This window comes from Arthrobacter sp. 147(2020), from assembly GCF_013116715.1.
Taxonomy (GTDB): Bacteria; Actinomycetota; Actinomycetes; order Actinomycetales; family Micrococcaceae; genus Arthrobacter_D.
The window spans coordinates 76,399-89,591 of sequence record NZ_JABFOM010000006.1; the positions used below are offsets into that span (position 1 = coordinate 76,399).

Genomic DNA, 13,193 nt, shown 5'->3' on the forward strand with positions numbered 1-13,193 from the left:
CCAGTTAGTCGCTGACGACCAGCGTCTCGGGGGCGCTCACGCTCGCGGTCCCCATCGCCAGGAGCGGGTCGATCACGTTGACCAGGGCGGTCATCGAATCGTCCACCTCCACGAGCACCGGGAACTGGTGCACCAGCATCGCGAGCAGTGACGCCACTGCGGCTTCCTGCTCCGCGGGCGCCAGCGTCGGGTCGTACCCCACCAGGACGTCGGCGGGATCGTCGGTCCGGGCCTGGGTGTAGCTGATCGCAAACGCGGCGATCCTGCCGCCGTCGGCCTGGGGCTTGTCCCTGAGGATCACCGCTCCCCCGGCGCCCGTGGTGTCGGCGAGCAGGTACTGCTGGGCCTGGCCCAGGGTCATGTCCGCCGGATCCCAGGCGTGCACCGCGTTGTACCAGGCGGCGACGGCCGTGGTCAGCTCCACCGACCCGGTCGCCGCTTCATCCAGCTGCGGACCATCGTTGTCCTCGAAGACCGGTAGCGCCAGCGCCCCGGGTTCCACCCGGACGATGCGCGAGCGCTGGATCGGTGCCAGCCCCGATGCGAGGGCGAAGTCCCCGCCGGTGGAACCGGGAATCACCTTGGCCCGCAGCGCTGTGGCGCCCGACGGCGACCCGGCCGCCTCGTTCCGCAGCATCGCGAGCAGGGTGGACCCGACACCAGCGCGCCGGTGGTCGGCTGCCACCTCGACGTACGCCCACAGGCGCTGGTTGTGAAGCTTGGGTTCGAAGACGTACGCAGCGGCGACGGGAACCCCCGCGTCGCTGCCCACAAGGTCCTCGGCCACGATGCAGCGCAGCCACGGGGTGTTGGAGGAGGGCCTGAAGAGGGCCCTGGCCTGCTCCACCTGCGCATTCTCGGGTCCGCCCCAGAGCTGGATGAGCTCCAGGTCGTCGCCGTCGCGCCACTCACGGTAGTTCAGTGCCATCAGGAGCCGATCAGCCGTGCGGCGAGGTAGCCCTCGACCTTGTCCAGTGACACGCGTTCCTGGGCCATGGTGTCGCGTTCGCGGATGGTGACGGCCTGGTCCTCGAGCGTGTCGAAGTCGACGGTGATGCAGAACGGGGTGCCGATCTCATCCTGGCGACGGTAACGACGGCCGATGGCACCTGCGTCGTCGAAGTCGATGTTCCAGTTCCGGCGCAACTGTGCTGCGAGATCCTTGGCCTTCGGGGACAGGTCCTCGTTGCGGCTCAGCGGCAGCACGGCGGCCTTGACCGGTGCGAGGCGCGGGTCAAGCTTGAGGACCGTGCGCTTGTCGACGCCGCCCTTGGAGTTCGGTGCCTCGTCCTCGGTGTAAGCGTCCACCAGGAACGCCATGAAGGACCTGGTCAGCCCGGCGGCGGGCTCGATCACATACGGGGTGTACCGCTCGTTGGTGCCCTGGTTGAAGTAGCTCAGGTCGGTGCCCGAGTGCTTCGAGTGGGTGGAGAGGTCGAAGTCGGTGCGGTTGGCGATGCCTTCCAGCTCGCCCCACTCGGAGCCCTGGAAGCCGAACCGGTATTCGATGTCGGTGGTGCCCTTGGAGTAGTGGCTGAGCTTCTCCAGCGGGTGGACGAACAGGCGCAGGTTGTCCGCCTTGATACCCAGGTCGGTGTACCAGTCGAGGCGGTTCTTGATCCAGTACTCGTGCCATTCGTCGTCGGTGCCGGGCTCGACGAAGAATTCCATCTCCATCTGCTCGAACTCACGGGTACGGAAGATGAAGTTGCCCGGGGTGATCTCGTTGCGGAAGCTCTTGCCGATCTGGCCAATGCCAAACGGTGGCTTCTTCCGGGACGTGTTGAGCACGTTGTTGAAGTTCACGAAGATGCCCTGCGCGGTCTCGGGCCGCAGGTAGTGCATCCCCTCCTCGTTCGCGACGGGGCCCAGGAAGGTTTTCAGCAAGCCGGAGAACTCCTGGGGTTCGGTCCATTCGCCGCGGGTGCCGCAGTTGGCGCAGGCAATGTCCTTGAGGCCATTTTCGGGGGCCCGGCCCTTCTTCTCCTCGTACTCTTCCTCGAGGTGGTCGGCGCGGAAACGTTTATGGCAGCTCAGGCACTCGACCAGGGGATCGCTGAAGACGTCCACGTGGCCGGAGGCCTCCCAGACCTTGCGGGGCAGGATCACCGAGGAGTCGAGGCCGACGACGTCGTCGCGGCCACGGACCACCGACTGCCACCACTGCCGCTTGATGTTTTCCTTCAACTCGGCCCCGAGCGGACCATAGTCCCACGCCGACCGTGATCCGCCGTAGATTTCCCCCGCCTGGAAGACGAATCCGCGGCGTTTCGCCAGGGAAATGATGGGGTCGAGTGCGGACTGGTTCTTGGCCACGGTGGTTCTCCATTTCTACAGGCCGCTGGGTGCGGTCCGTGGTGGTGCCCGGCAGGTCTCAGACGGCCCAGGAATGGGCCGCGGCCTGCGCGAATCGAAGGTACAACCCTAGCCTACCGAGGCGGCCGGACCGGCGTCCCGGCGCAGAGTTACCTGCACCCGGCCGGGGTGCGGGGCCGGGGTGCGGGTCAGCGGAAGCGCAGCGCGCGCCGGGGCCACGGCAGTGTGGTCAGCACGATGGCCACGAGGGTCAGGAGGGGTCCGGCTACCGTCGCCACTTCGACAACGGTTCCCGGGGTGGGGAACACCAGGTCAAGGACCAGCGATCCGACCAGTTGTCCAGCGATCATTCCCAACCCGGTCAGGAGCACGCCGAGGCTCCGGACCAGGACCGCGCCGAGCCCGATGAAGATGCATCCGAGGGGCCCACCCAGGTAGTACCACCACTCGGTGGGCAGCGCCTCTCCCGGTCCGGCCACCAGCACCTTGATCAGCCAGGCGACCAGCAGAACCGAGGTGCCTGAGACGAAATTCAGGAGGGTGGCGGTGATCGGCGTCCCGTAGTGGACGGCAGCGGTGCCATTCATGGCCTGCTGGAAGCTGATCAGGAACCCGGCAGCGACCGGGAGCAGAACGGGGATCAGCCAGGACTGAACGTCGCCGGAGGCGCCAAAGCGCGGTGATACCGCCCACACCACCGAGGCGACGGCGAGCGCGGTACCGATCAGCCGCATCAGGGTCAGCGGCCGCTTTCCCGCCGGGCCAATGCCGGCCCGGTCAGCGAGCAGGCCGCTGAGTGTCTGCCCCATCACCGCTGCGACTGTGAATAACGCCACACCCAGGACGCCGATGGTCAGGGACTGGGAGAAGACGAAGAAGGCACCGACGGTCCCGGCAGCGAGGTAGATGGGCGGGAAGCGCCGTTCCCGGACTGCCGGGGCGATCTGGCGGAAACCGGCCCTGCCCCGGGGCAGGGCGCAGGTGATGATCACCATGAGAACCAGCCCCGTGCTGAAACTGACCAGCGCCGCCGCGGCCCCGTCGGCCAGCTCGGTCCCGAGGGCTCCGTTGATTCTGCCCTGCAGCGGGATGGCGACGCCAGCCCCGACGGCGAGAAGCAGGCCAGGGACGAGGGGAAGCCGGGGGTGGTGTGACACCCATTGATCCTATGGCAGCGTGGCCCGTCCGCAGGATGCAGATGTCACATACTGGCCAGCTGGAGGACACCCGGCAAGGCAGAATGGATCCATGAGCAAATCCCGCGACGTCGACCCCACCGCTGCTGACACCATCCAGATCTCGGATGACATGATCCGGTTGGGCCAGCTCCTGAAGCTGGCAAACCTTGCCGAGGACGGCACGCAAGCCAAGGAACTGGTCGATCATGGCCTGGTGAAGGTCAACGGGGCCATCGAGGAACGCCGTGGTGCCCAACTGCACCCCGGCGACGTGGTGACCGTCAACGGCGTTTCAGTGACCATCACGCGCGCCTGAGACCAGAAACTACCCGCGGCTGGGCTGCGGTTCGATCCCGAACACCGTCAGGTCGAGGAACTCCTTGACGTGAGCCAGTTCCCTGACGCTGATGCTGTGCCCGATCCCCGCGTACAGCACCTTCGTGAGGTTGGTGTGGGCAACCGCCCAGCGGTGGGTGTACTCGATCCGGTCCCCGGTGATCACCGGGTCATCCTGGTCCCGGCCCCAGAACAGGGGCACCGGGTGGGCTGCGACGTCGTCGTCGTGGAAGAAGTCGCTCCCGTCGGCGGGGACTGCGAAGCCTGACAGGCCGACGACGGTGGTGAAGTCGCGGGGCCGGTGGCGCAGCAGGGTGGTGGCGACGGCCATCCCCATGGAGAAGCCGAGTAGCGACACGCTCGAGTGCGCCGACTTCACCGAATCCAGCCAGGTGGCCACCCGCGCGACCGAATCGGTGACCAGGTCCACCGAGTACCCGGTGTCCTGGCTGAGGGGGAACCAGGTGAATCCGGGTCCCTGGGCGTGGGGGGCCCGGACGGAGGCGACGGTCAGGTCGGCGGGCAGGTGGTCCACCAGGCCCATCAGGTCTTCTTCATTGGCAAGGTGTCCGTGGAACATCACCAGCAGGGCGGTCCCCCGCCTCTCCTCTTCGGGACGGGACCACAGGACTACCGGATCCCAGGCCGGCCCGGTGGCTTGCGCGGCTGATGTGCTGGGGATATCCGAAAGTGTCATTGAAGTATTCTGGCATGCGCCCGACGGTGGCACCCAGCCGGAGACTGCTACAGGATAGGAGGATGAACCGGAACCTGTACCTGCCACCGGAACCCCATCCCGCCGGGAACCCCACCCCGCACCCCTGGACGCGTTACGTCGCCCTTGGTGATTCGTTCACTGAGGGCATTGGGGACCCGAACCCCGAGAGCGTCGGCGGCAACCGGGGCTGGGCCGACCGGGTGGCCGAGGAACTCGCCAGAAGCCGTGAGGACTTCGCGTACGCCAACCTCGCGGTGCGCGGGCGGCTCCTGCACCAGATTGTGGACCAGCAGTTGGAGCCCGCACTGGCGTTGCGGCCGGACCTGATCACCATTTCAGCCGGCGGCAACGATCTGATCCGTCCGGGCGGCGACCCCGACCGGCTCGCCGAACGACTCGATAGCGCCGTTGAACAGCTCAGCGCGGACCACGCGACCGTCGTGCTGTTCACCGGACCGGACGCCCGCGAGTCGGTGCTGGGGAACTTCAGGTCCCGGACCGCCATCTTCAACGAGAACCTGCGGATTATCGCGGCGCGCCACGACGCTCTGATCGCCGACATGTGGGCGCTGCGCCAGTTGGTCAACCCGCAGATGTGGGACGGGGACCGGCTGCATTTCTCCCCACTGGGCCACCACACGATCGCAATGATGGTGCTGGAGACCCTCGCCGTGCCGCACTCCCTGACACCGCTGGAGCCGCAGCCCCTGCCTCACAAGAGCTGGCGGGCGGCACGCACCGAGGACCTCGTCTGGGCGAAGGTGTACTTCGTCCCCTGGGTGCTGCGCCGGCTCCGCCGCCAGTCCTCGGGTGACGGCGTGCTGGCGAAGCGTCCCGACGCCGCACCCATTTTTGGTCCGGGGATGCCGCCCGGCGCTGGCGGCTAGGACCGGCCGTGCCTCAGCCAGCCCACCCGGACCGGCGGATCGTTGCCCGACGCATGGCGCAGCAGCGGCTGTGGGGATCGCCCGCAACGAGCCCGGACCAGGTGGTGAGCTGGTTGGGTGCCGTGCAGGCCCAGGAGTTCGCCTACGCCCGCTGGTCGCTGGCCCAGCGGTGCGGCGACCCGTCAGCAGCCGAGGTGGAGAACGCCTACGCTGCGGGAGACATTCTGCGCACTCATGTCTTGCGGCCCACCTGGCACTTCGTGCACCGGCTGGATCTGGGCTGGCTGATGGAACTCAGCGCACCCCGCGTCCGTCACCAGAACCGGTCGGTCAACTCGGGCTGGGGTGTCGACGACGAGCTGCTGCAGCTGAGCGACCGTGTGCTGGAGGCTGCGGTCGCCGACGGCGAACACCATTCCCGGAAGGAGCTGGCCGCCCACCTGCGGGCGGCGGGGCTCCCCACCACCGGCATCCCGCTGGCCCAGCTACTGATGGAGGCCGAGCTGAGCGGGATCCTCGTCAGCGGCACACCACGCCCCGGGACGACGGGCGTGCTCACCCACACCTACGCGGCCTTCAGCCAACGGGTCCCGGCGGGGCCCTCGCTGGACCGGGACGAAGCGCTGCATCAGCTCGCGGTCCGGTACTTCTCCAGCCGCGGGCCGGCGACCGTCAAGGACTGTGCCGCCTGGTCCGGACTTCCGATGTCGGACATCCGGCGGGGGCTGGACGAGGCCGCCGACACCTTCGAGACCAGCCGGATCGAGGGAATCGACTATCTGCACCTTCCCGACGTCGGCCCGCAGGGGCTCACCGGTGAGGAACCTGGAAAGACGACGCCGGGCCGGGTGGACCTGGTCCAGTGCTACGACGAGTACGTGATGGGATACTCGGCGACCCGGTTCCATCTGGGCGGGAAGGCCCCAACCCCCGGGCGGGCGCAGGACGGCATCCCCAGCCATCTGGTGCTGCTGGATGGCCAGCTGCGCGGTCACTGGAAACATGAGGTGACGGCGGCCGGCGCGAGCATCCACACCCACCTGTTCGCCGACTTCCCGGCAACGTCCCGCAGTGAACACGAGGCGGCACTGCGACGGTACTCGCGCTTCCTCGGGGTGGCAGGCGAGGTGCGCCTGGTCGATCACTGAGCCGACCGGGCCCGGCGTCGTCCCGGGCTAGGAGTAAAAGGCCTCCCGCAGCCTGCCGTCGAGCTGGCCGACCTCGGTGAGGAACGCGTCGTGGCCGATCGGCGAGGTGATCAGGTGCACTGGTACCTCACCGGGCAGCGAGTCCGCCAGGAGCTGGGACTGGCTGGGATAGTAGAGCCGGTCCGAGTCCACCGCGGCAATGAAGAACTGTGCCCGGGCCGACCGCAACGCTGAGTGCAGCGAGCCACGGTCGCGGCCCGCGTCATGCCCCATCAGCGCTTCGGTCAGCGCTACATAGCTGTTGGCGTCGAAGCGATCCACCAGCTTGTCCGCCTGGTGGTCCAGGTAGCTCTCCACCTGGTAGCGGCCACGTGCCGCCGGATCGGTGGAGCCGAAGGGGGTCTCGCGACCCTGGGGCGACCGGCCAAACCGGTACTCAAGTTCGGGCTCGGACCGGTAGGTGATGTGGGCGATACGCCGCGCCAGTCCCAGCCCGGCGGTGGGCCCGCTGCCGGGATAGTAGTCGCCGCCAGCGAACCCGGGATCCAGGCGGATGGCCGCGAGCTGGGCCTGGGCGAAGGCGATCTGTTCAGCGGAGCTCGCCGCAGTGCACGCGATGACCGCGCATCGTTGAACCCGGTCCGGGTACGTCAGCGCCCACTCAAGCGCCCTCGCCCCGCCGAGGGACCCCCCGAGCACCGAATGCCAGGTCCCGATTCCCAGTGCATCCGCGAGCAGCGCCTCGGCCTGCACTGAATCCCGCACCGTCAGGAAAGGGAACCGCGACCCCCACGGGACGCCGTCGGGATCCAGGCTGGCGGGGCCGGTGGAACCGTAGCACCCGCCGAGCATGTTGATCGACACGGCGAAGTACCTGGTGGTGTCGATGGTCTTGCCCGGGCCGACCAGCTGGTCCCACCAGCCGTCCTCGTCCGAATCCCCCCGGGCCACGTGGGAGCTGCCGGTCAGCGCATGCTGGATCAGGACTGCGTTGGAGGCGTCCTCGTTGAGGGTGCCCCAGGTTTCGTAGGCGAGGGTGAGCTCCGGGAGATACCCCCCGGTTTCGCAGGTGAAGGAGCCCAGGCTGCGGGTCCGTACCACCCCGTCCTGCTGGGAATGGATGGTGCTGCCCTGTTGGGTCGTGTGAAGAGATGTCACTGAAAACCGCCCGCCTCGAAGTCCGCGCTTGCGCCGGACACCTTGCCCACCGCCTGGTCGTCACCCGGGGCACCCCGCCGCGAAGGAGGGTTGCCGTCCAGCAAGCCGGGGCTCTGGTGGAGCGGCAATCCGCTCCGTGCTGGCACTCGTGACCTGCTCCTAGATAACCCGAAGAAGCCGTCCGGGTGCAAATATATGAACGCGGCGGTCATGCTGGCTGCCGCCGTAGCGCGGCCCCGGAGGAGGTTAGGGTACCCTAAGTCGAGACACACATCACAAAGTGCAAAACTAGGGCCATGCGCTTGGACCATGTCTCATATGCTTGTGAACCCGACGGCCTCGTAGCGACAGCGGGGAGGATTTCCGCTGCCTTGGGGATCGAACCGGTGAAGGGCGGTGTCCACCCCCGCTTCGGCACGCGAAACATGATTTTCCCCCTGCTGAATGGCCAGTACCTTGAGGTGGTCGAGGTGCTCAACCACCCCGCGTCGGACAAGGCACCCTTCGGCCAGGCGGTCCGTGCGCGCTCCGAAGCCGGCGGAGGCTGGATGGGCTGGTGCGTCGCGGTCGATGACCTCGCCCCGTTTGAGCAGCGGCTTGGCCGCAGCGCGGTCCCCGGGAACCGCAAGTTCCCTGACGGACAGGAACTGACCTGGCAGCAGATCGGTATCAAGGGTTTGATCGCCGACCCTCAGGTGCCCTACATGTTGAGGTGGGATGACGGGACCGAGGCGCTGCACCCGTCGCAGGCCCGCCCGACGACGGTCCGGCTCGACTCGTTGACCATCGCAGGTTCACCCGACAGGATCGCCGAATGGCTGGGCACCCCCGCCACCGATCCCCTCGATGGTGTAGCGGTGAGGTGGGTGGCCCCGAACGGCACCCCCGGCGTGATGTCGGTGACTTTCGAGACCGCCAGCGGCCTGGTGGAGATCTAGCTCCTCCTCACGCGCCGGATTCTTAGGTCCTTTCCTAGGCCGGGGTTCCTAGTCGCCGATCCCGATCGCCGACCCGAAGAGCGCGAAGCCCACGAAGCCCGCAATGTCCAGCAGGGCGTGGGCGATCACCAGCGGCATCACCCGCTTGACGCGGGTGTAGGCGTACCCGAAGATCAACCCCATGATGAAATTGCCGATAAACGGCCCGAACCCCTGATACAGGTGGTAGCTGCCCCGCAGCAGTGCGCTGCTGACAATGATGACTGGCATCGACCAGCCGAGGTGGCGCAGCCGGTGAAACAGATACCCCACCACAATGACCTCTTCCACCACAGCATGGCGTAGTGCCGACAGGATGAGCACCGGCACCGTCCACCAGTAGGCGTCGAGCGCGGCCGGTTCGATCGCCGTCGTGATGCCCAGCGCCCTGCCGCCCGCGTATACGCCCAGCGTGCCGGCACCGATCAGGACTGCCAGACCAAAGCCGAGCCCGAAGTCCACCCGGGGCCGGCTGAAGGTGAAGCCCAGCGTCCTGAACGCCGACTTTCCGGGCTCTGTGAGCAGGAACAGCACCAGGAACACCGGGATCAGCGCAAAGAAAATGCCCAGGAGCTGGTAGGTGAGGTCGAAGTACTGCCGGTCGTTGAGCACGGGGTTGAGCCGCGTGGTCTGGGCCGCCAGCGGGGCCTGGCTGAGTTTGTCGAGCAGGTTCACCACGGCGTAGACCGCTGACTGGCCGAGGGATAACCCCAGGACAATTGCGATCTCCGCGGTGATCCGGCGGCGCTGGCCGGACGAGGAAGTCCCGGCGTCGCCGGGGGCGGGCCGTGCGGACGGGTGGGTGGCATCGGTGGGCATGGCAGCCATCCTAGTGGGAGCTCCTGTGGCTAGTCGGTGGCCACCATCGGCGCCACGATCACCGTGGTGCCGTGGTCCTCGAACGACTGTCGCTGGGCGTCGGTGATCCCAGAATCGGTGATCAGGTTGCTGAAGGTGTAGCCGGTCATGGTGGCGAAGCAGCGGGTGCCGATTTTCGATGAGTCAGCGACCACGTAGGCGGTGGTTGCCCGCTTGGCGACCATCGCGTTGACTGCCGCCTCGCCCTCGTCACTGATGGTGGGGCCAACGATCGGGTCCAGGCCATTGACCCCGACGAATGCGAAGTCAAGGGCTACCCGCTGCAGCACCGCGTCGGCATAGGATCCCACCAACTCGTAGGAGCGCGGGTTGACGATCCCGCCGGTGACCATGATCTTGAAGTTGGGCCGGACCACCAGCTGGGCCGCGATATTGATCGCGTTGGTCACGACCGTCAGGGTGGGTTTGGTGGAGGGTTCCATCAGGTCGCTGCGCTTGCTCAGCGCCGAGGCGATCGCAGTGCTGGTGGTCCCACCGCAGAGCCCGATCACCGCTCCCTTGGGAATGAGGTCACTTGCTGCCTGGGCAATGGCCCGCTTCTGGTCCGCGTGGGCGTCCCTGTTGTAACGCCCGGGCAGGTCGTACGCGACAGCCTCGATGCTGGCACCCCCGTGGGTGCGGGTCAGCAGCCGTTGCTCAGCGAGGCTGTCCAGGTCCCGCCGGGCGGTCGCTGGTGAGACCTTAAGCTTGGTGACGATCTCCTCGACGTCCACCTGGCTGGCCACTGCCAGCAGGTCAAGGATGGCGTTGAGCCGTTCTGCACGTTTCATGGTGTCTGCCCCTTCCCGGGTGCTGTGCCCGCGGCGGCGAACAGGGTGAGCAGGCGGGCCGCCTCAGGTTCGATGGCGGCGCGTCCGGCGGCGAGGTACTTGCGCGGGTCGACCGCTGACGGGTTGTGCTCGAGGTATAGGCGGACGGCATGGGTGGCCAGCTGGTTCAGGTGGGTGGAGACGTTGATCTTCGTCATTCCGGCCCGGATTGCCGCGGTAAGGTTCGCGTCGGAGACCCCCGATGATCCGTGGAGCACTAGCGGCACCTCAAGGACTGACTTCAGGGCAGCGATGAGCACCAGGTCCAGTTCGGCGCTGCGCTGCGTCATGGCGTGGGACGAGCCGACGGCGACGGCCAGGGCGTCCACGCCCGTTGCCGTCACGAAGGACGCGGCCTCCCCCGGGTCGGTGCGGACCCCCGGCGCGTGGGCGCCGTCCTTGCCGCCGATCCGGCCCAGTTCGGCCTCCACGTACACGCCGCGTTCCCGGGCGTAGGCGGCAACCCGGGAGGTGGTGGCGACGTTGTCGTCGAACGGCAGCGCGGCGCCGTCGTACATGACCGAGCCGAAGCCCAGGTCCACGGCGGCGAGGGCCAGCTCGGGGTCCTCGGCGTGGTCCAGGTGCACGGCAACCGGCACGCTCGCCGACCGGGCGACCGCGAGCGTTGCCAGGGCGATCGGCTCCAGCCCCCGGTGGTATTTGACGCAGTTTTCGGAGATCTGCAGGATCACCGGGAGTCCCGCCGTCTCGGCGCCGGCCACCAGCGCTTCGGCGGTTTCCAGGTGGATCACGTTGAAGGCGCCGAGGCCCGCCCCTGAGGCAACAGCCGCGGCCATCAGATCGCGTGTCGGTGTGAGGGTCATGGTTGGGGCTCCTGCTGTGCGTGGGGGCTCGGGGGTCGGTCCTGGGTGATGGTCACTGCTTCGATCAGCTCCGGGTAGCTGTCGTGCAGCTCTCCCGCTGCCGGCATCAGGACAGCGGCGGCCGACCAGGCGGTGGCCAGCCGCAGCAGAGTCTCGTCGCGGTGCCGGGAGGCTGCGGTGTCCCAGGCACCGGTCGCGCCCGAGGCCAGCACGACGGCGAGGGCGGCGACTGAGGCGTCCCCAGCACCGGTCGGGTTGCCGTCCACCCGTGGCAGTGACGCCCACAGGGTGGGGCTCCCGGTCCGGTGCAGGGCCATGCCCTCCTCCCCGCAACTGACCACCACCGCACCCGCACCACGGTCCAACAGTTGCCGGGCGCCGTCGTCGAGGGTCGTGGCGCCGGTGGCTGCCAGCAGTTCGTGGTGGTTGGGTTTGAGGAGGTCCGCACCGGCGTCGGCCGCCGCCAGCAGCGCGTCGCCGGAGGTGTCGATGAGACTGGGAATGCCATGCTTCCGGGCACGCCGCACAAGGGAGGGGTAGAAGTCTACCGGCGCGCCGTCGGGCAGGCTGCCGGATCCGACCAGCGCCCCGGCACCGTCGAGCTGGGCCTCGAACGCCGCGGAGAACGCCTCCCATTCGGTGTCCGTCAGGGGGCGCCCGGTCTCGTTGAAGATGCTGGTCTGCCCGGCCTCGCCGTCGACGAAGGCCATGCTGCGGCGGGTGGCGGCCGCCGTCGGGGTCAGCATGTGTGGGACCCCGCTGGCGACGAGTTCTTCCCGGAACTCGGTGCCTGACAGACCACCGACCGGTGCCAGTGCAACGGTCCGGTATCCCGCCTGGTGCAGGACCCGCGCAACGTTGAGCCCCTTGCCGCCGGCGCGCAGCAGGGGCTGGCGCACCCGGTGGGATGATCCGGGGATCAGTCGCGGCACCGCATAGGTCAGGTCGACCGCCGGGTTCGCCGTCACCGTGATGATGGTCCCGTGGGGGCGCAGGTCCCCAGTCATGGCGTATCCAGGAGGCTGCGGGCGCGCAGTGCCGCGCCGATCAGGCCGGCGTCCTGGCCCATCCGCGCCTCCAGAAGGACCGGTCGCCGGTGGAAGGAGAGGTTCCTGTCGACCTCGCGGCGCAGCGGGCCGAGCAACGACTCACCGGCCTGGGCCAGCCCGCCGCCGATCACCACAGCCTCGGTGCCGAGGATAGCGACCAGTTGGCTGATGCTGAAGGCCAGCGCCGCGACGGCGTCGTCTATCACCTGGCGGGCGACCGGATCCCCCGCGGCTGCGGCGTCGAACACGCCCCGCGCACCGGTCACCGGTTGGCTGCTCTGTTCTGCATAGCGGCGGGCGATTGCTCCCGCTGAACCAACGGTTTCCAGGCACCCGACCACACCGCAGGTGCACGGCAGCCCGCCGGGCACCTGGGCGTGCCCCAGCTCACCGGCATATCCGCCGGCCAGCACGCGTACTCCCCCGCAGAACACGGCGCCCGCGATCCCGGTCCCGATGATCATGACGACGACGTCCTCGAGCCCGCGGGCAGCGCCGAAGCGCATCTCGGCGTCGCCGGCAGCGCCGACGTCGTGCGCGTAGGTGACCGGAAGACCGGTGGCGTCCTGGAGGCGCCGGACAAACGGGAAGTCGCGCCAGCCGAGGTTCGCTGAGTAGATTCCGACGCCGTTGATCTCATCAACCAGTCCCGGAGCGATCAGCCCGATGGCGCCGATGCGGTGGGCTGGCCAGGCGGCGCGGTAGTCGGCGAGCACCTCGGCCGCGCGTTCCACGATGCTCTCCCCGGGGACCTGCGAGGGTGCCGGAGTGGGGGTGCGCCGGATATCGAGGAGGGTCCCGTCCGGATCGGCAAGGGCCGACTTCAGGTCGGTGCCGCCCACGTCGATGGCCAGCACCAGGTCCGTCAGGGGTGCTGGTGCCGGGTCCGCCGTCGTCGCCGGGTGGTGGGTCAT

Annotated in this window: 14 protein-coding genes and 1 riboswitch; of the genes, 4 read left to right on the top strand and 10 right to left on the bottom strand. The window is 68.2% G+C overall.

What is annotated here, in order from left to right:
• Positions 1–4: 4 nt before the first annotated feature.
• From HMI58_RS06445 to HMI58_RS06455, 3 genes are all read right to left on the bottom strand, one after another.
• Positions 5–928 carry a GNAT family N-acetyltransferase gene (locus HMI58_RS06445; protein ID WP_171618552.1) on the bottom strand — a complete coding sequence of 308 codons (924 nt, stop codon included), beginning with the start codon at positions 926–928 and terminating at the stop codon, positions 5–7.
• Entirely contained in the window at positions 928–2,316 is a 1,389-nt protein-coding gene (locus tag HMI58_RS06450) for a glycine--tRNA ligase (protein ID WP_171586296.1), read from the bottom strand. Before HMI58_RS06450 ends, HMI58_RS06445 begins: the two co-directional genes overlap by 1 nt.
• Positions 2,317–2,504: 188 nt before the next feature.
• Positions 2,505–3,473 (bottom strand): DMT family transporter, encoded by a 969-nt coding sequence (locus HMI58_RS06455; RefSeq protein WP_171586297.1) that lies wholly within the window; start codon positions 3,471–3,473, stop codon positions 2,505–2,507.
• A gap of 91 nt (positions 3,474–3,564) precedes the next feature.
• Here HMI58_RS06455 and HMI58_RS06460 point away from each other — a divergent pair, with 91 nt between their 5' ends.
• Positions 3,565–3,810, top strand: coding sequence for an RNA-binding S4 domain-containing protein (locus tag HMI58_RS06460; RefSeq protein ID WP_171586298.1), 246 nt, complete (start codon positions 3,565–3,567; stop codon positions 3,808–3,810).
• 9 nt (positions 3,811–3,819) lie between these two features.
• On the opposite strand, the gene HMI58_RS06465 is transcribed toward HMI58_RS06460, so the two are convergent.
• Positions 3,820–4,527: an alpha/beta hydrolase-fold protein gene (locus tag HMI58_RS06465; protein ID WP_171618553.1), complete on the bottom strand. Its 708-nt coding sequence runs from the start codon at positions 4,525–4,527 to the stop codon at positions 3,820–3,822.
• Between the two features lie 62 nt (positions 4,528–4,589).
• On the opposite strand from HMI58_RS06465, the gene HMI58_RS06470 reads away from it, so the two are divergent.
• A complete protein-coding gene (locus HMI58_RS06470; protein WP_171618554.1) occupies positions 4,590–5,435 on the top strand; it encodes an SGNH/GDSL hydrolase family protein in 846 nt (281 codons plus the stop codon).
• An 8-nt stretch (positions 5,436–5,443) separates the two neighbouring features.
• Positions 5,444–6,583 (top strand): winged helix DNA-binding domain-containing protein, encoded by a 1,140-nt coding sequence (locus HMI58_RS06475; protein ID WP_318779152.1) that lies wholly within the window; start codon positions 5,444–5,446, stop codon positions 6,581–6,583.
• Between the two features lie 27 nt (positions 6,584–6,610).
• Here the strand turns inward: HMI58_RS06475 and HMI58_RS06480 are convergent, their stop codons facing one another.
• Complete coding sequence (locus tag HMI58_RS06480; protein ID WP_318779153.1) at positions 6,611–7,741, bottom strand: homoserine O-acetyltransferase; 1,131 nt, start codon at positions 7,739–7,741, stop codon at positions 6,611–6,613.
• A gap of 19 nt (positions 7,742–7,760) precedes the next feature.
• Positions 7,761–7,895, bottom strand: a riboswitch (SAM riboswitch).
• A gap of 142 nt (positions 7,896–8,037) precedes the next feature.
• Here HMI58_RS06480 and HMI58_RS06485 point away from each other — a divergent pair.
• Positions 8,038–8,679 carry a VOC family protein gene (locus HMI58_RS06485; RefSeq protein WP_171586301.1) on the top strand — a complete coding sequence of 214 codons (642 nt, stop codon included), beginning with the start codon at positions 8,038–8,040 and terminating at the stop codon, positions 8,677–8,679.
• 48 nt (positions 8,680–8,727) lie between these two features.
• Here HMI58_RS06485 and HMI58_RS06490 read toward each other — a convergent pair whose 3' ends face one another.
• Genes HMI58_RS06490 through HMI58_RS06510 form a run of 5 tightly spaced genes read right to left on the bottom strand, consistent with a single transcriptional unit; the run spans position 8,728 to position 13,193 of the window.
• The gene (locus tag HMI58_RS06490; protein ID WP_225667943.1) at positions 8,728–9,546 is read right to left on the bottom strand and encodes a CPBP family intramembrane glutamic endopeptidase; all 819 of its coding nucleotides are present in this window, start codon (positions 9,544–9,546) and stop codon (positions 8,728–8,730) included.
• 20 nt (positions 9,547–9,566) lie between these two features.
• Positions 9,567–10,367, bottom strand: coding sequence for a DeoR/GlpR family DNA-binding transcription regulator (locus tag HMI58_RS06495; protein ID WP_171586302.1), 801 nt, complete (start codon positions 10,365–10,367; stop codon positions 9,567–9,569).
• Positions 10,364–11,230, bottom strand: coding sequence for a class II fructose-bisphosphate aldolase (locus tag HMI58_RS06500; protein ID WP_171618555.1), 867 nt, complete (start codon positions 11,228–11,230; stop codon positions 10,364–10,366). Before HMI58_RS06500 ends, HMI58_RS06495 begins: the two co-directional genes overlap by 4 nt.
• Positions 11,227–12,237, bottom strand: a complete 1,011-nt coding sequence (locus HMI58_RS06505; protein WP_171618556.1) for a 1-phosphofructokinase family hexose kinase — start codon at positions 12,235–12,237, stop codon at positions 11,227–11,229. The genes HMI58_RS06500 and HMI58_RS06505 overlap by 4 nt, the downstream gene beginning before the upstream one ends.
• Complete coding sequence (locus HMI58_RS06510) at positions 12,234–13,193, bottom strand: ROK family protein (RefSeq protein WP_171618557.1); 960 nt, start codon at positions 13,191–13,193, stop codon at positions 12,234–12,236. The genes HMI58_RS06505 and HMI58_RS06510 overlap by 4 nt, the downstream gene beginning before the upstream one ends.